The following is a 20,150-nucleotide window of genomic DNA, read 5'->3' as shown; positions in this document are numbered from 1 at the left end:
GTGAATTATATAAAGTAGGTGAAAATGTGTGAAGACAAATGTACATAAAATTGATAAGTGGGGGAAGTTAGGAACTTTTTTGTATCAATTTCGTTATACAGTAATTGTAGCATTACTACTACTTGCGATAGTGCTCGGTATTTTTGCTCCAAAACTTCCAGGAGTACTGGGCGGTGATGGTTTCAAAACAGAAGGGGATTATCAAAAGACGAAAGAAATTTTAGATAAAGATTTTAAGCAGTCTCAAGATACACTTTTACTCGTTTTTGAGAAGGAAAAGGATACTTCGCATGAGGAGTTCCAAAAGCGTATAGAGGGGATAATAAATCAAATTGAAGAGAAAGAAAAATACGAATCTTTCCATCATCCAATGCAAAATAAAGAGATGTTACAAGATGATATCGGTTATGCGACGATTTTATTTTCCGGGAAAACAAATAAAGAACGAATGGAAAAGACATTACAATTTGCCGGGAAAATCGAGAAGGAAAGTAATAGCGTATTAAAAGTAACACCGACAGGATATCCGAAAATTAATCAAGAGATTAATGAAAGAACGCAAAATGATTTAAAAGTAGCAGAGATGATTGGATTACCTATTGCTTTTCTCGTACTATTATTCTCATTTGGTAGTCTGATTGCGTCTATTTTACCGATTGTAAATGGCGCGCTTAGTGTCATTAGTACGATGGGGATTTTATATTTTATAGGTAGTGATAAAGAGCTATCTATTTTCGTGTTAAATGTTGCACCGATGATTGGACTCGCATTATCAATTGATTTCGCACTGTTATTTGTAAATCGTTTTCGAGAGGAAGTTGCGAAGAGAACAGTGAAAGAAGCGATAGCGATTACGTATCAAACGGCAGGGCGTGCTATCGTATTTTCAGGGTTATGTGTATTCGTCGGTTTATCAGGCTTATTTTTCTTTAAGATAGATTATATTCAGTCTGTTGCTATTAGCGGGATGATTGTCGTTATTATGAGCATTTTGTTTTCGCTCACACTTCTTCCGGCGCTATTATCTTTAATTGGTAAAAGGATATTAAAAAAGAATCAGGCGGCGCCTACGCCATCAAATGTATGGCGTAAATTTGCACAGTTTGTAATGAAACATCCAATCGTCATGATTATTGTTGTTACAACATTTATTGTTATTTGTTTATTACCGCTACGTACAGCTAACTTGCAATTTCCTGGTGTTGAAGCGTTACCTGAAAAGAGTGATACGAGAGTTGCATTTGAGAAGTATGAAGAAGCCTTTAATAAAACTGTCCAAACACACGCTGATGTGACATTAGTAGTAGAGACGAAGAAAGATATAACAGAAAAAGAAAGTTTACAAAAGATAGAAGCTGTTGTTCAAAAGTTAAAAGACGATAAGCAAGTATATAAGGTGAAAAGTGTATATGACGGGCTAAATGGAATGAAAGCAGATCAAGTTGCTGGAATGTTACAGTCGCCAGAGGCTGCGAAAATAGCTCCTGTATTTGAAGCGTATACGAAAGGGAATAAAACAACAATGGAAGTCTTTTTGGATACGAAGCCAAGTACAGAAACCGCAAAACAATGGGTTCGTGATTTCAAAAAGAATTATAAAGAAAATGATGTTACTTATTATTTGGGCGGTATGACGACGTTCCAGCAAGAGTTAGAAGATGAAATTAAAGATAAAGTTGCAATTGGTATGTCTGTTATATTTGGATCAACCTTTGTCATTTTATTATTCGCATTCCGCTCTATACTCATTCCAATTAAAGCTATTATTATGAACGTACTTAGTTTAAGTGCAACAATTGGAATTGTAATTTGGTTATTTGAAGGTGGTCATTTCGGATTAGAAGAGAGTTCAGTTTTATTTGTATTACCAATCTTTATTTTCGGCCTCGTATTTGGGCTTAGCATGGATTATGAAGTATTTCTTATTTCACGTATTCATGAGCTTTATGAAGAAACAGGAGATAACGATCAAGCAACGTTAGAAGGGCTTGTTTCGACAAGTAGGATTATTACGTCCGCCGCTTTAATTATGATTGTTGTTACCGGTGCGTTCGCCTTTACTGATATTTTACCAGTAAAGCAGATGGGGCTTGGGGTTGCATTAGCAATATTTCTTGATGCAACAATTATCCGTCTCATGCTCGTACCAAGTTTAATGAAATTGTTTGGGGATTGGAACTGGTGGCTACCATTTCGAAAGAAAAGAGAAAAATCATCATAAAAAAACTCATCTATAAGATGAGTTTTTTTTTATGAATAGCAGGGCCTATATTTTGCGCATAGTATGTGATAAGAAGATTACATACAAGTAGGTGAAGGCAATGTTTCGTTATTTTAAGTTTAAGCTAAATGATACAGTACAGTTTGCTGAAAACGATGGGCATATGTATCGCATTGTCGGTTATCGGTTAGAAAAAGGGTTTTACCCAAAAGATGAATGGACTCATATTATTTATGAACTACTTAGAGAATTTGACGGGTATACGATGGACGCGGAAGAAGAGGAAATTGTAAAAGTTATTCAAGTAGAGGATGAGTATTACAAAATACAAGAAGTATCGGGGTATCGTTATCCAGTAAAAATGAAGCAAAAGCAGCAAGTTATGAAAGGAGAGAAAATAGACGACTTATTAGATACGTACAACGACTATAAACGATTGGCGGATTTCTTTAAAGATTTGTTGTATGAACAAAAAGCTGAAGAAGTGTTGCAGGAGATGAAAAGGCTTAGAGCGTGAGGGGACAGTCGATTATAAGACTGTCCTCTATTTTTGACGGTGCATCAAAGTATGTTTTCCGTTACAATGAGAGAATCAATAGAAATAAGGTGATTATAGTATGGAAACAAAGAAAAAGGGCGAATGGTGCGAAATTACAGTTCCAGCGACGTGGAATGGTATAAGTATTGAGTCGTTGTTAAAAATGGAATGGGAAGTACCAAAAAAGTTATTACATCAGCTTCGTATGGAAAAAGGTGTTACGGTTAACGGAGAACAAAGGAGATGGAATGAACTTTTAAAAGAAGGAGATAAGTTACAAGTTCATATGTTTATGGAGGAGGAGTACGGCGTAGAGCCGGAATATGGTGAATTAAATGTAGTGTTTGAAGACGATCACGTACTCATTGTAAATAAGCAGGGGCAAATGGATACACATCCTTCTGAAAAAAATGGGACGGGAACACTTGCCAATCTTGTTGCTTTTCATTTTCAAATGCAAGGTTTAGAGACGAAGGTTCGGCATATCCATAGATTAGATAAAGATACGACAGGTGGTGTTGTATTCGCAAAACATAGAATTGCGGGTGCAATTATGGATCGTTTATTAATGGAACGGAAAATCAAAAGAACGTATATGGCACTTGTTGAAGGAAAAGTAAAAAAGAAGCAGGGGACAATTGATGCAGCTATCGGAAGAGATCGACATCATGCTACAAGGCGTCGTGTTTCTCCAAAGGGAGACCAAGCTATAACGTATTATAAAGTAGAGAAATATTTTAAAAAACAAAATGCGACGCTCGTAACGTTACAGTTAGAAACCGGTAGAACGCATCAAATTCGCGTTCATATGAGCTATAATGGAAATCCATTAGTTGGGGATGTATTATATGGTGGGCAAACAACATATATGTCCGGGCAAGCGTTACATGCGATGAAGATTAATTTTTTGCATCCGATTACGAAAGAAGAGATCGTTGTTGACGTACCTTTCCCTACAAATTTAAACGATACAATGAAAAAATTTGAAAGAGAAAATAGGTAAAGTGTAAGTTTAAAGTTGAAAAAGGTAGATTTTTGCAGGGATTTCTCTGAAAGAGGCGAAGCCGTTAAGAGAAAAGAGAGGTGAGAATTACTTGATCAAATATAAATATATGCTAGGGATATTTTTCGCTTGTCTCTTACTTACTCTATGTATTTATCCATATTTACCAACTCGTATGGCAGTACATTGGAACGAGAATGGTGGAGCGAACGAGTTTATGAGTAAACAAGTTGTCGTATTATTTATCCCTGTCCTTATTATTATTTTACATGGATTAGTATATGTTATTTTACATAATATATATAAGTTTAATGAAGGGGAGGATTTCATTATAAATGGATTTATAAAGAGTATTACTTTATTTATGATGTTTGTCCATATACTAATTCTCTTTATTAATTTGGGAAGTATTATATCCTTTCAGACAGGACTAACGATTGGAATTAGTATGTTTCTTTTTATGTTTAGTAAAGTGTTTAAAAAGGTGAAGGATAGAGAGAAAGAACCGATCAAATTACAAAAAATCCGTTTAGTTAGTAGGCGAATCTTTCAAGTGATGGCATGCAGCATATTATTTTCGTTGCTTTTGAGCCTGAAGTGGGGATTTTACTTGTTAATTAGTGTAATAATTTGCGGGGCTATTTTGTTTATGTTCTACATTTTATACGCATACATATTAGAAAGCTATGAAACATAAAAAAAGAGTCTTCTCCTAGAAGACTCTCTTTTTATTTACTTCGTAATAAATTGTTGTGTCCAGTAGTTGCCGCTTTCTACATAGCCAACACCGATATGAGTGAAGCCACTATTTAAGATGTTTGCACGGTGTCCGGCACTGTTCATCCAAGCTTGTACAACTTCTTCTGGAGTACGTTGTCCTTGGGCGATGTTTTCGCCTGCAGATTTATAAGAAATACCAAATTTTTTCATCATGTCAAACGGAGACCCGTATGTAGGGCTGTTATGATCAAAGTAGTTGTTTTTTTGCATATCTTCAGACTTAATGCGTGCTACTTTGCTTAATTCAGTATCGATTTGTAATGCTGATAAGCCTTGTTTTGTACGCTCTGCGTTTGTTAATTCAACAACGCGTTGTTCGAATTCGCTTAAAGATTTTGCTTCTTCAGCAGGCTTTTGCTCAGCTGGTTTTTGTGTTTCGTTTTGAGTATTGTTGTTTTCAGCTGGTTTTTGAGCTTCTGGTTTAGCAACTTCTTCAGCAGGCTTTTGTTCAGCTGGTTTTTGAGTTTCCTCAGCAGGCTTTTGAGCTTCTGGCTTAGCTGTTGGTTGTTCAGTAACAACATTTTCAGTAGGCTGTTGACCAGGAATGAAGCAATCTTGTTGGAATTGTCCTTGGTTCCATTGTGCTAATGATTCAACTCCCATAGATTGTAAGAATGCTTGTAATTCTTGTTGGCTCATTTGCTTCATCATCATTTTTGAATGCTGAATATTTTGAACCTTTATGTTAGATGGTTGTACTGTTGCAGCTTGTGCATCTAAAGAAGATACTCCTAAAGTAAGAGCTGTTGCAGCAGCTACAGATAATAAAACACGCTTTTTCATGATGTGTGTCCCCCTATATAAAGTTTTAATTTGTTTTCACACGATTTGTTTTTGACAGCCTGTCTGACTGACCAATTCATCGTAGCATACAATTTGCGAGAAAAAAGATGGAAAAAAATTCATAGACTTAAAATTTTCCTAATTTATCCTAAGAGGAGGAAAGGGATGAAATAAGAGAAACATAGAGTATAAAAGGAATTTTCAGCATTTTTATACTTGGTTTTAAGAGGGTGTTTTTGGATAAATGTACCTATATTAAAAATGAAGAATCCTATTGTATCAATGATTTTAGCATTTTTTTGAGGAATATACTGGATGTATTTTTACAAAACTGTAATGTTTCTGTTGTTCTTTTTTATAATAAAGTAACATATTTTTAATGTTGTAGCGGACAAAAAAGCGGCTATCTCTTTACATAGACGAAGGAGATAGCCGTTTTCCTATTATTACGTATGTTACGAGTTGGTTTCAATTGCTTCTAATAATAGATCAACAATGTGAATTCCTCTCATTTTATGAGAAAGACCTTCACGTTCAATACCTAGTTTCATTTGTAATAGACACCCAGGATTTGCAGTAACAATTGTCGCTGCATCTGTTTCATGTACACGGTCCATTTTGTAATCTAGAAATTCCATTGATAACTCCGAATGGACAATATTATAAATACCAGCAGAACCACAGCAACGGTCCGCATCTTTCATTTCGCGGTATGTTGCGTCTTGAATGGCCTCTAGTAACATACGAGGTTCCGAAGATGTTCGCATAACATTGCGTAAATGACAAGAGTCTTGATACGTAATGATTTGCGGCGTGAGTCGTAAGTCATTACGTTTATGGAAATCTAGTTCTACTAGTATAGCAGTAATATCTTTAATTTTAGAAACAAATTGCTTTGCGCGTTCAGACCATTTGGGATCATCTTTTAGCAGATAATCATAGTCTACGAGGTAAGCTCCGCAACCACCTGCATTCGTAATAATATAGTCGATGTTTAAATCTTCGAATGCTTCTATATTTCGTTTTGCTAATTCTTTTGCTCCACTCTTTTCACCAGCATGCCCATGTAATGCCCCGCAGCAACTTTGTGTTTTCGGAATAACGATATCACAACCAGCTAACTGAAGAAGTTTCATCGTTGCGTTATTTGTTTCTAAAAACATCGTATCCATTAAACAGCCTGTGAAGAATGCAACTTGTTTCTTCTTTGCCACCTCAGCAGGTAAAAATTCAGGACGATCTTTCATTGCTTTCATTTTAGGGACTTTTGGCAAAACGAGGTCCATCGTTGCAAGTGTTTCAGGGAATAACTTCATAATACCTGTTTTATGTGTTAGCGTTTGTAAACCAGAACGCTGGTAAAATCCGATTAGTCCTGTTAATATTCGCATTCGGTTTTGATGCGGGAATAGTCCTTCAAAAACAACTTTACGAACAGCTCTCACGGGCATGGAGAACTTTTTATTTTGATTAATAATATCACGAGCTTCTTCTAATAAATGTCCATAATTCACACCAGATGGACAAACAGGTTCACAAGCGCGACAGCCAAGGCAAACATTTAATGTATCTTCAACATCTTCATCCGGCTCAATTAAACCATCAACGACGGCTTTCATTAAGGCGATACGTCCGCGTGGGGAATGTGATTCTTTATACCCAGATTGAATGTAAGTAGGGCAAGTTGGTAAGCAAAAGCCGCATCGCATACAGTTTAGTAGTTCATCTTCACTTAATCGCTCTTTAAATTCCTTTTGAATGTTTTCTTTATTTAATGTGGTCATCGCTCAACCACCACTCTTTTACGAGAGTCTTTCGCGAACATCTTTCCAGGATTCATAATGTTGTTTGGATCGAAGGCTTGTTTAATCCCTTGCATAGCAGCAATACCTTCTTTACCTAATTTCATTTCTAAATACGGAGCTTTCATTGCGCCAACACCATGTTCGCCAGTAATCGTACCACCAAGCTCAATCGCTTTCGCAAATATTTCAGCAAAAGCTTGTTCGGCACGATGCATTTCTTCTTCATTACGGGCATCTGTCATACAAGTCGGATGCAAATTACCATCACCAGCATGACCAAAAGTACAAATAGGAATATTATATTTCTTTGCAATTGCATTAATTGCTTCAACCATTGGAGCGATTTGTGAACGTGGTACAGTTGCATCTTCTAATATTGTTGTCGGTTTTAGTCTTGCAAGTGCTGATAGTGCACTCCGGCGTGCTGTACGAAGCGCATCTGCTTCGGCTTCATCTTTTGCAACGCGAACATCGACCGCATTCATAGCACGGCAAACGTTAGCCATTTTTTCGATATCTCGATTGACAACCTCGGGCGGGCCATCTTGTTCAATTAATAAAATTGCTTTAACGTCAGTTGGTAAACCGATTTGTGCAAACTCTTCTACAACTTCAATTGTTGGTTGATCTAAAAACTCAAGTGTCGCCGGAATAATTTTATTTGCAATAATAGCAGAAACAGCTCGAGCAGCTTCGTTAATATCTTCATATAGCGCAAGCATCGTTTTCTTCGTTTCAGGCATAGGGACAAGTTTTAATATAGCTTCCGTAACAACACCAAGTGTTCCTTCAGAACCAATAAATAAACGAGTTAAATCATAACCAGCTACATCTTTTGCTAATTTACCACCAGTGCGAATGATATCGCCGTTCGGTAAGACAAGTTCAAGCCCCATTACATAATCACGTGTTACGCCATATTTTAAACCACGTAATCCGCCGGAGTTTTCATTAATGTTACCGCCGATTGTAGAAATTTTCATAGAGCTTGGATCTGGTGGATAAAATAAACCTTTTTCTTCTACTGCTTTAATAATATCAAGTGTAATAACACCAGCTTGTACAGTAATTGTTAAATTCTCTTCGTCAATTTCTAAAATATTGTTCATATGGCGGAAAATAAGGACGATACCACCTTCAAGTGGACACGTTCCAGCGCAAAGATTTGTTCCAGACCCGCGAACGTATACGGGGATTTTATGAGTGTTACACACTTTTAACACGTCTGCTATTTCATTTGTATTACGAGGAGCAATGACTGCATCAGGCATCGCTTGGAAGTTTGGAGTGGCATCATAACTATAAGTTAAACGCCCCATATTGGATGTATCTACATTATCTTCGCCAACAATAGATACGAATGAATCAATAATTTGCTTTTCTAACATTGGAAATCCCCCTCAAACTGTTAACGTATTTCGTCATAATAAAAAACGTTGTAACAGTGCTTTCATTATAATGATAAAAAAGTTGGAGGATTCTTTCTATGTGCAATCACCTAAAGATTAATCTGTTTTATCGTTATTTTTTGTATGATTATCTAATAAAAGGAGTGCGAAGTATAAAATATTTAAATCTTTGAATTGTTTCGGGTCAAGTCCTGTATGTTCTTCAATCTTTTTTAGCCTGTAATGCAATGTGTTAATGTGTATATGTAATTGCTCAGCTGTCTGTTTATAAGATTGGTTATAATCGATAAATAAACGTAAAGTGTGCATAAGCTCAGGAGATGATACTAAGTTTTCAATGGTACGCTCTAGAAACTGTTCTCGAGTTTCAGTAGAAATATCTTGTAAGCACATTTCTAAACGTAAATCTTCATTAAATACAATTTTTTTCGTTTCAAGTGATACTGAAAGGGCGCGTAATGCTTGTTCGTACGATAAGTTCATATTGCTTGGCGTAACTGTTTGTCCAATCCCGATATATAAAGTAATAGAAAATAAAGTTTCACAGTCTTGTTTTAACCGTTTTAAAAATTGAAAGGTTTGCTCTTTGGATTGGATTGTTGTAAACAAAATAAACCGATCATTTCCCCAGCGAACAAATAAATTTTCTTTTGCTAAAATGTTGCGCATATGTTGCCAAATTTTACGCTGGAGCATCGTATTATCTTGGGCGATTGATAATAAAATAAGTTGTTTCTTCTTATATAAATCAATGCCAAGCGTTTTTGCACGATCGGGAAAACTTGGAGACCAGTCTGTACTTTGAAGCCAATCAAAGACAAATGCTTCATAAGAACGGTGCTCAAGTTCTAGTTGTTCTAAAAAGTAGTTTTCATGAATTAATAATTCGGTCATCTTACGTAATATTTCTCCGTATTGTGAAATATTTTCAGGTTCTCCTGTAATTCCAATCACGCCGATTACTTCGTCATGGAATAGTAAAGGAAGGTTCATCCCAGCTTTTACACCTTGCAGTCGTCGTTCATCATCTTTTGTAATAATGACAGTTTTCTTTTGTTTCGCACAGCGGAGTGCACCTTCATGAAATTGACCGATTCTTTCCGCATCTGTACTTGCGATAATAACGCCTTGTATATTAATAATAATAATGTTTTCAGTAATTAATCTGCGTACTTCACGTACAATTTTATTCGCTAAATCAGGAAAAAGCATAATTTACACACCTCAAATTCTATTTGTTGTACATTATATATGTAAGTTTATCCCGCATTAATGGGCAGTAAGACCCCCACCTCAAAATTCAGCGAAAGCAAAGAAGTTAGATGGGGGATCAACTGCCCATAAAAGCCCGATTGGTTCAACTAATAATCAGTGGGGGATGAAGAAAACCCCCACTGATTAAAGTTTCACTTTATTAATAAAGGAAGATTTCACATTTTCCACACATTTATTTGTTATTTTACAATTATAACGAAATCATCCGAAGATGGAGGGAATCTTTTGAAAAAATATGTTTTTCTTCTCTGTTTTTTATTTCTATTAGTAGGGTGTCAAGGAAGTTCGTATACACCGATTGCTAAAGATAAAAGTGTTATTATAACAACGAATATAAAGGAAGGTAGTATTAGTTTTATTGATAAAAAAACAAAGAAGCTATTAACAACATGGGAATTAAATGAGCCGATTGCGGGGGTTACGCTACTTCCAAATGGCGAGGAAATACTTGTTTATGGTAAGCAATTAGAATATATGTATGTATATTCATTAGCAGAAGGAAGACAAGTGGACAAGTATAAGATTGGAAAAGGAATTGCTAATGTTATCGCATCAGATGATGGAACACAATTATTTGCTGCCGATCAAAATGAACAAAAGGTAAGGTTCTTTACGATAAAAGGAAAAGAGACAGGGAGGGTTTCAACAGGAAAAGGGCCGATAACGATGGTAGAGCATCATAACCAGTTATCTGTACTCAACTTTTATGATACGAAACTAACGACCATTGATACAAAGAAAAAAGAAGTGATACAGTCCTTTATGATTCCACCAGCATCAACAGGAGCAACGGTTAGCGCTGATGGGAAAGAAATATGGATTGGTGGACATGGTGATGGAAGTCAAGTGAATGAGAAAGTATTAGTGTATTCTTTACAGAGCGGAGAGATGATGCGTTCTTTACATGCTCCGTTTATGCCTGTGAATATAACAAAGGATGATAAGTATGTATATGCGCTAAGTCACGGTTCAAATACGCTTAGAAAGTTTGATGCAAGTACGTATCAAGAGGTAGGATTTGCAGAAGTAGGGTCTAATCCATTTGCATTTTTGAAAAGCGGTGCAGAAGGATATGTAGCTAGTTATGATAGCGATGAAGTATGCGTAATGGATATGAAGAATATGAAAATAAAACAAACAATTAAAGTCGGAAAAGGACCGTTTCAACTCATAGAGAGAGAAGGGGAAGGACAATGAGTAAATATAACGTGCTAGTCGTAGATGACGAAAGTGATATGAGGCAACTTGTCGGAATGTACTTAGATAACTTCGGATACGAGTGGGGAGAAGCTGAAAATGGAAAAGAGGCACTTCGAAAATTAGAGACGGAACATTACGATTTCGTTGTACTAGATATTATGATGCCTGAGATGGATGGGCTTTCAGTTTGTAAAGAGATTCGAAAAACGTCGGATGTACCTATTATATTTTTAACAGCAAAAGGTGAAGAGTGGAATAGGGTGAACGGCTTACGTATGGGAGCAGATGATTATATTGTAAAGCCATTTAGTCCTGGGGAACTAATTGCTCGTATGGAAGCTGTTTTAAGACGATATACAAAGCAAGAACAGCAAGAAGAGATTCAATTTGGACCGATTCTTATTAATGAAAAAAGTAGGAGGGTCGAGACGAATGGTGAGACGATTCCTCTTACGGTAAAAGAGTTCGATTTACTATATTTTCTTTGTCAACATAATGGACAAGTATTTAGCCGGGAACAATTGCTTGAAAAGGTGTGGGGATATGATTATGCAGGAAGTACAAGAACGGTAGATACGCATGTGAAAACGATGCGTCTAAAGCTAGGAGAAAGTGGAAACTACATTCAAACCGTTTGGGGTGTAGGTTATAAATTTGAGGTGTAACGTATGTTTACGATGGTACAAAAGCTTTGGCTTACAGTAGTATGTGCAGTATGTGTAACAGTTTCCTTTCTTTATTTTGTATCTTTATACTCATATGAAAAGTTATACGTTGATAATTTAAAAGATTCATTAGTAATGGAAGGGAAACGTCTTGCCACGCAATATGATAAACGTGAAGGAGTATCCACTTTTGAAGAGAAAGTAAGGGCATATGATCAAATATCTAGTTCAGATGTCCTTTTCGTATACAATCCGCGTGATTTAAGCGCATGTTTGCCTTTTGATGTTCACCATCATTCTCTTATAAGTGAAGGGGATAGACAGGCGCTATTAGATGGGAAAACAGTGACAAAGATAGGGTATGAAGAACATTTTGATCGTAATATTATGGGTGTTGTCATCCCTGTTTTAGATAATAAAAAATTAGTTGGTATTGTATACTCTTATATTCCTTTAAAAAGTATAAAAGACTTAATATTTGATATGGGTCTTATTTTAGCGCCGTTAGCACTTGCAATGATTTTAATTACAATATGGATTGGTAGAAAAATTATTATCGCCATTACGAGACCGCTTTCGCAAATGGAACGAGTTGCAAATCATTTGGCTACTGGAGATTTCTCAGAGCGGATTACAATTTCTTCAGAAGATGAAATTGGACGATTGGGAAAAGCCTTTAATAAAATGGCAAATTCCTTAGAAACAGAAGATGTAAAGCGTAAGGAATTTTTAGCTAATGTTTCGCATGAACTTAGAACACCGCTTAGTTATATTAAAGGATATAGTGAAGCTATTTTAGACGGTGTAGCGAAGGGACCGCAGCAGGAAAAAGTAACGCAACTTATTCATAAAGAAGCAGGTCGCATGCAGCGCCTCGTTCATGATTTATTAGACCTAGCGCAGCTAGAAGGTGAACACTTTCCCTTAAAGAAACAACCTATCGTTTTTTCACAGCTTATTGAAGATGTACTAAATACGTACGAGTTGCAGTTTGTAGAAAAAAAACTTCGTATTTCAACGAATTTAAATCCTGAAATTATCGTGATGATTGATGAGGATCGTATGCAACAAGTACTTCATAATGTATTAGATAATGCGATACGTTATACAAATCAAAACGGGGATATCATAATAACATTAAAGCAAATCGATGATTATTGTGAATTGCACATAAAAGATACAGGAATAGGTATTGATAGAGAGCATTTAGAAAATCTGGGGGAACGTTTTTACCGAGTAGATAAAGCGAGAAGTCGTCAACACGGTGGAACAGGTTTAGGTCTTGCAATTGTAAGGCAAATTGTTCATATACATGACGGTGAGTGGAGAATAGAAAGTGAAAAAGGTAAGGGCACGACAGTTAGTATTAAATTAAAAGCACAAGATGAGGAGAGCATATTCTAACTTTTGGAATATGCTCTTCATATTGAAGGTAAATAGTTACGCGTAAATGTATTAATTAATATCAAACAAATATCAAAAATTTGACTATTTTATGAACAAAACATTTGTACTTCTTACTAATTCGTTCTAAAATAGTTATGGATGCTAAGTTCTTATAAAACGTTACAATTGTTGTTTGGAAGATACTGAGGTGATTTAACTGGAGTACAAATCTATTAAACCGAAAAAAATTTACGAAGAAGTATCTGAAGCTATTTTAACAATGATTAAAAATGGTACGTTAAAACCTGGTGACAAACTACTTCCTGTTCATCAATTAGCTGAGCAGTTTCAAGTTGGCAGATCTGCTGTTCGTGAAGCGCTAAGTGCGCTAAGAGCAATGGGCTTAATTGAAATGAAACAAGGAGAAGGTACATATGTAAGGAATTTCGATCCTTCTTCATTAACAAAATCACTAAATAACAAGTTATTAATGAAGAAAGAGGATATTTTGAATTTATTAGAAGTACGGAAGGTGCTCGAAGTGGGGGCAGTTCGAGCGGCAGCGGCAAAACGTACGGAAGCTAATTTGCAAAATATGAAGCAGTGGTTAGATGAAATGGCAAAGAGCATTGGAGATGAGAAGGCTGGCGAAAAAGCAGACTTTCATTTTCACATGGGAATTGCAGAATCTTCGCATAATAACATCTTGCTTGAGCTCATGAATCATGTTTCAGAGATGATTGCTGAAACGATTGGTGAATCAAGACGCATTATTTTATATGGTGAACAAACAACATCAGAACGACTTTTAGAAGAGCATCAATCTATATATGATGCGGTGTTAAAGCAAGATGTGGAATTAGCGCAGCAAGCGATGCTAGATCATTTAACAAATGTAGAACATATTGTCACAGGTAAAAGCGATATAAATTCGTAATTTAATCTTTTAAAAATCTAATTTTCTGATAAAATAGAGGGAGATTAAGTAAGCGTTTTCTTTAGAAGAGGGAGAGGATAGGCCATGGTTGAGCCTACTTCTTCTAATCTTAGTCATCTGATGACCATATGATTTTTGGCGGAGTTGTAATGAGGGGGAATTATAGTTATGAAAGTTACTTTATTTGTTACTTGTTTAGTCGATATGTTTGAAACAAACGTCGGTAAAGCAACAGTTGAAGTATTGGAGCGTTTAGGTTGTGAAATTGAATTTCCAGAAGCACAAGTTTGTTGTGGTCAGCCTGCTTATAATAGCGGCCATGTAGAAGCAGCAAAAGAAGCGATGAAACATATGATTGAAACTTTCGAAGATGCAGAATATATCGTTACGCCATCTGGATCTTGTGCGACAATGTTTCATGAGTATCCGCATGTTTTTAAAGATGATCCGAAGTGGGCTAAACGTGCACAAAAGGTTGCTGATAAAACATATGAATTTACACAATTTATTGTAGATGTTTTAAAAGTTACAGATGTTGGTGCAAGTTTACCAGGGATAGCTACTATTCATAAATCTTGTCATATGACACGCCTGCTTGGAGTAAAAGAGGCACCAGGAATTTTATTATCAAGCGTAAAAGGATTAATTGTGAGAGAACTGCCGAACGTGCAAAATTGTTGTGGGTTTGGGGGAACGTTTTCAGTTAAGATGACTCCAATTTCTGAGCAAATGGTAGATGAAAAAGTAGATAGTGTAATGGAAACAGGTGCTGATTATTTAATCGGTGCAGATTGTGGGTGTTTGTTAAACATTGGCGGACGTATTGAGCGTTTAGGAAAAGAAGTAAAAGTAATGCATATTGCTGAGGTCTTGAATAGTCGCTCATGAAGGGGGAACATAAGCTATGTCTATGAAAATCAGTGAGAAAAAATTTAATGATCGCGTTGGCGATGGAATTCAAGATTCGTTTATGCGCGGAGCGGTATCTTCTGCACAAACGCGTTTATATACAAATCGATTAAAAGCAGCTGACGAGTTGGGAAACTGGGAAGAGTGGCGTGAACTAGGTGAACAAATTCGTCAACATACGTTAGAAAATCTTGATTATTATTTAATGCAGTTAAGTGAAAATGTATCAAAAAGAGGCGGTCACGTTTACTTTGCGAAAACGAAAGAGGATGCAGCAAAGTATATTCAAGACGTTGCAAAAAAGAAACAAGCGAAGAAAGTTGTAAAATCAAAATCAATGGTAACTGAAGAAATTAGTATGAATCATGCCCTTGAAGAGATTGGTTGTGAAGTGTTAGAGAGTGACTTGGGAGAGTATATCTTGCAAGTAGATAACGATCCACCATCACATATTATTGCGCCTGCACTTCATAAAAACAGAACGCAAATTCGTGATGTATTTAAAGAAAAACTTGGATATGAAAATTCTGATGATCCATACGAAATGACAAAGTTTGTTCGTAAACAACTTCGTGAGAAATTTATGGATGCAGAAATTGGTGTGACAGGTTGTAACTTCGCTGTTGCAAATACTGGCTCTCTTTGTTTAGTGACGAACGAAGGTAATGCCGATCTTGTCATGTCGATTCCGAAAACACAAATTGCAGTAATGGGTATGGAACGTATGGTTCCGACAATGGAAGAATTAGATGTTTTAGTTGGTTTACTATGTCGTAGTGCGGTAGGTCAAAAATTAACAAGTTATGTAACAGTAGCAGGACCAATTCAAGAGGAAGAGGTAGATGGACCAGAAGAGTTTCATTTAGTCGTTGTTGATAATGGCCGCTCTCAAATTCTTGGATCGGAATTCCGTTCAATATTGCAATGTATTCGTTGTGCCGCTTGTGTTAACGTATGTCCCGTATATCGTCACGTTGGTGGACATTCGTATGGATCTATTTATTCAGGACCAATCGGTGCGGTATTAACACCACTTTTAGGTGGGTATGACGATTACAAAGAGCTTCCTTATGCATCTAGTTTATGCGGAGCATGTACAGAAGCTTGTCCAGTAAAAATTCCATTACATGATTTATTATTAAAACATCGTCAAGTCATCGTTGAGCAAGAAGGTCGTGCCCCACTTGCAGAAAAATTAGCAATGAAAATGTTTAGTATGGGTGCTTCTTCAGCAGCTTTATATAAAATGGGATCGAAAATGGCACCGGCAGCAATGAGTCCATTTACATCTGGTAACCGTGTATCAAAAGGTGTTGGACCACTTAAAAACTGGACGGATATTCGTGAATTCCCAGCTCCAAGTAAAGAACGATTCCGTGATTGGTATAAAGATCATAAGAAAGGCGGGGACAAATAATGACAGGATTAATTCAAAACCGTGAGTCCTTTCTAGATAATATCGCAAAAGAACTTGGGCGCGCGCGTAAAACAGAAGGCGTAGAACGTCCAGCATGGAAAAGTAATGTGAATGTAGAAACGTTAAAAGATTATTCACAAGAAGAATTGTTAGAAGTATTTAAAAAGCAATGTACAAACATTCATACAACTGTTGTGGAAACGACAAACGACCGCTTACGTGAAGATATTCAAAAAGTAATCGTTGAAAACGGCGGAGGACCTATTATATTATCAGCAGATGAACGTTTTGATTCCTATGGATTGACTTCTTTATTTAAAGAAGAGCTTCCAAAGCAAAATGTTGAGGTAAATGTATGGGATCCTGAGAAAAAAGAAGAGAATATGCGTATAGCGGAAAAAGCGAATATCGGTATTGCATTTAGTGATTATACTTTAGCTGAATCTGGTACGATTGTTGTACAAAGTCATAAAGGACAAGGGCGTTCTTTACACTTTTTACCGACTGTATACTTTGCTATTATTCCACGTGAAACACTTGTACCGCGTATTACACAGGCAGTTCAACATATGAACTCACGTGTGGAAAAAGGTGAAGCAGTCGCATCTTGTATTAACTTTATTACAGGACCAAGTAACTCTGCGGATATTGAAATGAATCTTGTTGTCGGAGTACATGGGCCGTTAAAAGCAGCATATTTCATCGTATAAAATAGGGGAAAGCAGGCCGGAAAACGGCCTGCTTTTTTAATAGAATAAAGATAATATGAAGTAGAAGTTCTCTCCTTTTTTTGTTATGTTCTTTTGGAAAGGAGAGGAAGGGATGTTCACTTATTTATATGCATTGTTAATAGGTATGGTGTTTGGTTCTTTTTTTATGGTGATTGCGATGAGAGTTCCAGTAGGGGAATCTATTATTACACCGCGTTCGTACTGTCATTACTGCAAGTATACGTTACAGCCGAAAGAACTTATTCCAATCATTTCATTTTGTATACAAAAAGGGCGTTGTACGAATTGTAAGAGCAAAATCTCAAGTTTGTACATAGTATTTGAATTTGTTACAGGCAGTTTATTTTTTCTTACTGTATATGTAATTGGAATGGAAAGAGAGCTCATCATCATTTTATCGCTTTTTTCGTTACTTCTAATTATTTCAGTTACAGATTTAGTATATATGCTAATACCTAATCGTATTTTAATTTGGTTTGCGCTTTTGCTTATTTTAGAATGTATTTTTGTACCGTTAGTCACTTGGACAGATAGTATAGTTGGTAGTGGCGTTATATTCATTTTGTTATATTGCATGCAAAAGATATATCCAGAAGGGCTTGGTGGAGGGGATATAAAATTACTTTCGCTGCTTGGATTTATAGTGGGACTGAAAGGGATTTTTATGATTTTATTTTTAGCATCTTGCTTTAGTCTTTGTTTCTTTGGAGCTGGTATAGTATTAAAACGTATGAAAATGAGGAGCCAAATTCCGTTTGGTCCTTTTATTAGTCTTGGAGCAATATGTTACATGCTGGTCACGTATACAAAATAGAGAGGGGATAGAACATGAATGTATATATGGATGATCAAAGAAGTTGTCCATACGGGTATGTACTCGCCACTACAGTAGAATGTGCTTTGCAAATGGTTCGGGATTATGATGTAAATATTCTTTCCCTTGATTTTAATATGGGATGGGGAGAAAAAAGTGGGTTAGATTTCGTAGAAGCTTTCTGCAACGAAGGTTTATATGTTAATGAAATTCACCTTCATACAAATGATGTCGTCGGTATGCATCAGATGAAAAAGAGCATAGAGAGAGGGAAGGAAAACGGGGAAATTAATCCTTATATTTCCTTGAAATATGTAGGGAGCTAAAAACTCCAAAGTAAAACTTTGGAGTTTTTAATGTTTCATATGTGCTTGTAAAGGAATAATTTCCTCCGTTTGAGCTCCAACTAATTGAGTTTTCTCTTGTTCAACAACAGGTGCTTTCTTTGTTAAGTAATGATATACCATACCGACAAATACGGATCCGCCAATAATGTTACCGATTGTAACTGGAATTAAGTTATGAATAGCGCCCGCAAAAGAAATTGTCTCAGGATGTGGTGATACTAAAGATAAAGCAAACAGTGATAAGTTTGCAATGCTATGCTCATAACCAGATAAAAAGAAAGTGAAAACGAGCATCATCATCATTAATATTTTTGCTGTGTCACCTTTCACTTGAGAAGGTAAGAAGCAGGCAAGACATACGAGCCAGTTACATAAAATCGCTTTAAAGAATAATTGCATTGTAGGTGTATTCATCTTTCCTTCAACAACTTTATTCATTAAATGACTGTGATCAATTGCTTCGAAAATTCCAGTTGCGTAAAATAGTAAGGCAAAGAATAAAGCGCCAGCTAAGTTACCTGCATAACAAGCAACCCAGTTACGAAGTGTATCAGAAATCGTTGTTTCTTTTCTTAAAGTTGCCACTGTGAAGTACATCGTATTGCCAGTAAATAATTCAGCGCCGCCATATATAATAAGTACGAGAGCAATTCCGAAAAACATGGAGGAAGCTAAATATGTTGCTGGTGAATCTGCAATATGAAAAAAGTTACCTAATTTAAAACATAGTACAATAATAAAACCGATATAAATGCCCGCAAGTGCAGCACGAATGAAATATTGCATTGGATTTATATCTAGCATTTGTTTTTTGCTCTTAGCCAGTTTTACAACGTAATCTAATCCTTGTTCTAGCATGAGTAATACGCTCCTTTAATACATCGTCTATAAATACTCCTTATATGAATAAGGTACATGGATTTGTTCATAGTTTCAATAAGTTTGTGCAATATTTCACAAAAAGGACATACATCTATAAAGGAAGCGTTTACAAAAGGTAGTATAATGGAATTTTTTCTAAAAATAGAGAGGGGAATTGAAACGAGAAAAAAGAAAAAGCGCTGTAATTACAGCGCTTTTTCGTCTAAATTCTTTTCTACTTTTACTTCTACTTCTTTCGAGAAGAACCAACCGCAAACTGCGATTCCAACTAATACAATCCAGAATGTAAGCTTCCACGGAGTGGATTCTGGGAATGAATGCGGAAGGACATTTAAAGCAGGGTGTGCTAACGTATAAACTGTTAATTTCACACCAACCCAACCTACAATTAAAAATGCTGCAGTTTCAAGTCCTGGTTTACGTTTTAATATTTGTACGAAAGCAGTTGCTGCAAATCGCATTATAACTAATCCGATAAGTCCACCTGTAAAGATAACGATAAATTGACCTGTATCAAGACTACCAATCGTACCTAATCCTGTTTTCGGTAAAGTCACTGCTAATGCAACAGCAGCTAAAATTGAATCAACTGCGAAGGCGATATCAGCAACTTCGACTTTAAATACAGTCCACCAAAAGTTCTCTTGTTTTTTCTTTGCTTCTTTTTCTTCTGTTTCTTCATGTGTATTCTTTTTAACATACGTTTTAAATAAGTGATTCCCCGCGATAAACATAAGATAAATCGCACCAATTGCTTGCACTTGCCATACATCTACTAGGAACGAAATCATAAATAGTGATCCGAAGCGGAAAACGAACGCTCCTGCTAATCCATAAAATAGTGCTTTCTTTCGTTTTTCTTCTGGTAAATGTTTTACCATAATTGCGAGAACGAGAGCGTTATCAGCCGCTAAAATCCCCTCTAGTGCAATTAGGATGAGTAATACCCAACCATACTCCAATAATAATGATACATCCATGTACATTCTCCTCTCATTTCTATAAAGACTAAACAAGTGAAGAAGTTCCCCACTGTTTAGTTTCCCCA

At 36.2% G+C, this 20,150-nt stretch carries 19 protein-coding genes; 13 read left to right on the top strand and 6 right to left on the bottom strand.

Annotated features, from left to right (window positions below; translation table 11 throughout):
• Nucleotides 1-28 precede the first annotated feature (28 nt).
• The 4 genes from MHH66_RS19960 to MHH66_RS19945 all read left to right on the top strand — a co-directional run bounded on the left by MHH66_RS19960 (nucleotide 29) and on the right by MHH66_RS19945 (nucleotide 4,459).
• Nucleotides 29-2,221 carry an MMPL family transporter gene (locus tag MHH66_RS19960; RefSeq protein WP_063217407.1) on the top strand — a complete coding sequence of 731 codons (2,193 nt, stop codon included), beginning with the start codon at nucleotides 29-31 and terminating at the stop codon, nucleotides 2,219-2,221.
• Between the two features lie 100 nt (nucleotides 2,222-2,321).
• A complete protein-coding gene (locus tag MHH66_RS19955) occupies nucleotides 2,322-2,738 on the top strand; it encodes a hypothetical protein (protein WP_002011605.1) in 417 nt (138 codons plus the stop codon).
• A gap of 100 nt (nucleotides 2,739-2,838) precedes the next feature.
• Complete coding sequence (locus tag MHH66_RS19950) at nucleotides 2,839-3,762, top strand: RluA family pseudouridine synthase (protein ID WP_063217409.1); 924 nt, start codon at nucleotides 2,839-2,841, stop codon at nucleotides 3,760-3,762.
• A gap of 91 nt (nucleotides 3,763-3,853) precedes the next feature.
• Nucleotides 3,854-4,459, top strand: a complete 606-nt coding sequence (locus MHH66_RS19945) for a DUF1648 domain-containing protein (protein WP_063217410.1) — start codon at nucleotides 3,854-3,856, stop codon at nucleotides 4,457-4,459.
• 35 nt (nucleotides 4,460-4,494) lie between these two features.
• On the opposite strand, the gene MHH66_RS19940 is transcribed toward MHH66_RS19945, so the two are convergent.
• The 4 genes from MHH66_RS19940 to MHH66_RS19925 form a co-directional block, all read right to left on the bottom strand.
• Complete coding sequence (locus tag MHH66_RS19940; protein WP_002030537.1) at nucleotides 4,495-5,325, bottom strand: CAP domain-containing protein; 831 nt, start codon at nucleotides 5,323-5,325, stop codon at nucleotides 4,495-4,497.
• A 455-nt stretch (nucleotides 5,326-5,780) separates the two neighbouring features.
• Complete coding sequence (locus MHH66_RS19935; protein WP_063217411.1) at nucleotides 5,781-7,109, bottom strand: (Fe-S)-binding protein; 1,329 nt, start codon at nucleotides 7,107-7,109, stop codon at nucleotides 5,781-5,783.
• Nucleotides 7,106-8,518, bottom strand: a complete 1,413-nt coding sequence (gene glcD, locus MHH66_RS19930; RefSeq protein WP_002030532.1) for a glycolate oxidase subunit GlcD — start codon at nucleotides 8,516-8,518, stop codon at nucleotides 7,106-7,108. The genes MHH66_RS19935 and glcD overlap by 4 nt, the downstream gene beginning before the upstream one ends.
• A 117-nt stretch (nucleotides 8,519-8,635) precedes the next feature.
• Complete coding sequence (locus MHH66_RS19925; RefSeq protein ID WP_078184141.1) at nucleotides 8,636-9,751, bottom strand: CdaR family transcriptional regulator; 1,116 nt, start codon at nucleotides 9,749-9,751, stop codon at nucleotides 8,636-8,638.
• 288 nt (nucleotides 9,752-10,039) lie between these two features.
• On the opposite strand from MHH66_RS19925, the gene MHH66_RS19920 reads away from it, so the two are divergent.
• The 9 genes from MHH66_RS19920 to MHH66_RS19880 all read left to right on the top strand — a co-directional run bounded on the left by MHH66_RS19920 (nucleotide 10,040) and on the right by MHH66_RS19880 (nucleotide 18,199).
• A complete protein-coding gene (locus MHH66_RS19920; RefSeq protein ID WP_078184142.1) occupies nucleotides 10,040-11,011 on the top strand; it encodes a YncE family protein in 972 nt (323 codons plus the stop codon).
• Nucleotides 11,008-11,679: a response regulator transcription factor gene (locus MHH66_RS19915; RefSeq protein WP_061688809.1), complete on the top strand. Its 672-nt coding sequence runs from the start codon at nucleotides 11,008-11,010 to the stop codon at nucleotides 11,677-11,679. Before MHH66_RS19920 ends, MHH66_RS19915 begins: the two co-directional genes overlap by 4 nt.
• A gap of 3 nt (nucleotides 11,680-11,682) precedes the next feature.
• Nucleotides 11,683-13,083 carry a sensor histidine kinase gene (locus MHH66_RS19910; RefSeq protein ID WP_061675908.1) on the top strand — a complete coding sequence of 467 codons (1,401 nt, stop codon included), beginning with the start codon at nucleotides 11,683-11,685 and terminating at the stop codon, nucleotides 13,081-13,083.
• Nucleotides 13,084-13,312: 229 nt separating this feature from the next.
• Nucleotides 13,313-14,002, top strand: coding sequence for a FadR/GntR family transcriptional regulator (locus tag MHH66_RS19905; RefSeq protein WP_201053587.1), 690 nt, complete (start codon nucleotides 13,313-13,315; stop codon nucleotides 14,000-14,002).
• Nucleotides 14,003-14,170: 168 nt separating this feature from the next.
• The gene (locus MHH66_RS19900; protein ID WP_002011587.1) at nucleotides 14,171-14,890 is read left to right on the top strand and encodes a (Fe-S)-binding protein; all 720 of its coding nucleotides are present in this window, start codon (nucleotides 14,171-14,173) and stop codon (nucleotides 14,888-14,890) included.
• 16 nt (nucleotides 14,891-14,906) lie between these two features.
• The gene (locus MHH66_RS19895) at nucleotides 14,907-16,328 is read left to right on the top strand and encodes a LutB/LldF family L-lactate oxidation iron-sulfur protein (protein WP_002011586.1); all 1,422 of its coding nucleotides are present in this window, start codon (nucleotides 14,907-14,909) and stop codon (nucleotides 16,326-16,328) included.
• A complete protein-coding gene (locus MHH66_RS19890) occupies nucleotides 16,328-17,038 on the top strand; it encodes a LutC/YkgG family protein (protein ID WP_078184143.1) in 711 nt (236 codons plus the stop codon). Before MHH66_RS19895 ends, MHH66_RS19890 begins: the two co-directional genes overlap by 1 nt.
• 112 nt (nucleotides 17,039-17,150) lie before the next feature.
• Nucleotides 17,151-17,873, top strand: a complete 723-nt coding sequence (locus MHH66_RS19885; protein ID WP_033708915.1) for a prepilin peptidase — start codon at nucleotides 17,151-17,153, stop codon at nucleotides 17,871-17,873.
• 14 nt (nucleotides 17,874-17,887) lie between these two features.
• Nucleotides 17,888-18,199 carry a cyclic-phosphate processing receiver domain-containing protein gene (locus MHH66_RS19880; RefSeq protein ID WP_078184144.1) on the top strand — a complete coding sequence of 104 codons (312 nt, stop codon included), beginning with the start codon at nucleotides 17,888-17,890 and terminating at the stop codon, nucleotides 18,197-18,199.
• Between the two features lie 27 nt (nucleotides 18,200-18,226).
• Here MHH66_RS19880 and MHH66_RS19875 read toward each other — a convergent pair whose 3' ends face one another.
• On the bottom strand, nucleotides 18,227-19,078 hold the full coding sequence (locus tag MHH66_RS19875) for a formate/nitrite transporter family protein (protein WP_002011581.1): 852 nt from the start codon (nucleotides 19,076-19,078) through the stop codon (nucleotides 18,227-18,229).
• A 209-nt stretch (nucleotides 19,079-19,287) separates the two neighbouring features.
• Nucleotides 19,288-20,082 (bottom strand): TerC family protein, encoded by a 795-nt coding sequence (locus MHH66_RS19870; protein WP_002011580.1) that lies wholly within the window; start codon nucleotides 20,080-20,082, stop codon nucleotides 19,288-19,290.
• Nucleotides 20,083-20,150: the final 68 nt, after the last annotated feature.

This window comes from Bacillus sp. FSL H8-0492 (genome assembly GCF_038006145.1).
Taxonomy (GTDB): Bacteria; Bacillota; Bacilli; order Bacillales; family Bacillaceae_G; genus Bacillus_A; species Bacillus_A mycoides.
This window is presented reverse-complemented; position numbering and strand designations above follow the sequence as displayed.

Excerpts from the sequence above, each read along its gene's own strand:
- MHH66_RS19880 (WP_078184144.1), top strand. The coding sequence starts at position 17,888 with ATGAATGTATATATGGATGATCAAAGAAGTTGTCCATACGGGTATGTA.
- MHH66_RS19955 (WP_002011605.1), top strand. The coding sequence starts at position 2,322 with ATGTTTCGTTATTTTAAGTTTAAGCTAAATGATACAGTACAGTTTGCT.
- MHH66_RS19925 (WP_078184141.1), bottom strand. The coding sequence starts at position 9,751 with ATGCTTTTTCCTGATTTAGCGAATAAAATTGTACGTGAAGTACGCAGA.
- MHH66_RS19935 (WP_063217411.1), bottom strand. The coding sequence starts at position 7,109 with ATGACCACATTAAATAAAGAAAACATTCAAAAGGAATTTAAAGAGCGA.
- MHH66_RS19940 (WP_002030537.1), bottom strand. The coding sequence starts at position 5,325 with ATGAAAAAGCGTGTTTTATTATCTGTAGCTGCTGCAACAGCTCTTACT.
- MHH66_RS19915 (WP_061688809.1), top strand. The coding sequence starts at position 11,008 with ATGAGTAAATATAACGTGCTAGTCGTAGATGACGAAAGTGATATGAGG.
- MHH66_RS19875 (WP_002011581.1), bottom strand. The coding sequence starts at position 19,078 with ATGCTAGAACAAGGATTAGATTACGTTGTAAAACTGGCTAAGAGCAAA.
- MHH66_RS19910 (WP_061675908.1), top strand. The coding sequence starts at position 11,683 with ATGTTTACGATGGTACAAAAGCTTTGGCTTACAGTAGTATGTGCAGTA.
- MHH66_RS19895 (WP_002011586.1), top strand. The coding sequence starts at position 14,907 with ATGTCTATGAAAATCAGTGAGAAAAAATTTAATGATCGCGTTGGCGAT.
- glcD (WP_002030532.1), bottom strand. The coding sequence starts at position 8,518 with ATGTTAGAAAAGCAAATTATTGATTCATTCGTATCTATTGTTGGCGAA.
- MHH66_RS19870 (WP_002011580.1), bottom strand. The coding sequence starts at position 20,082 with ATGGATGTATCATTATTATTGGAGTATGGTTGGGTATTACTCATCCTA.
- MHH66_RS19950 (WP_063217409.1), top strand. The coding sequence starts at position 2,839 with ATGGAAACAAAGAAAAAGGGCGAATGGTGCGAAATTACAGTTCCAGCG.
- MHH66_RS19885 (WP_033708915.1), top strand. The coding sequence starts at position 17,151 with ATGTTCACTTATTTATATGCATTGTTAATAGGTATGGTGTTTGGTTCT.
- MHH66_RS19900 (WP_002011587.1), top strand. The coding sequence starts at position 14,171 with ATGAAAGTTACTTTATTTGTTACTTGTTTAGTCGATATGTTTGAAACA.
- MHH66_RS19890 (WP_078184143.1), top strand. The coding sequence starts at position 16,328 with ATGACAGGATTAATTCAAAACCGTGAGTCCTTTCTAGATAATATCGCA.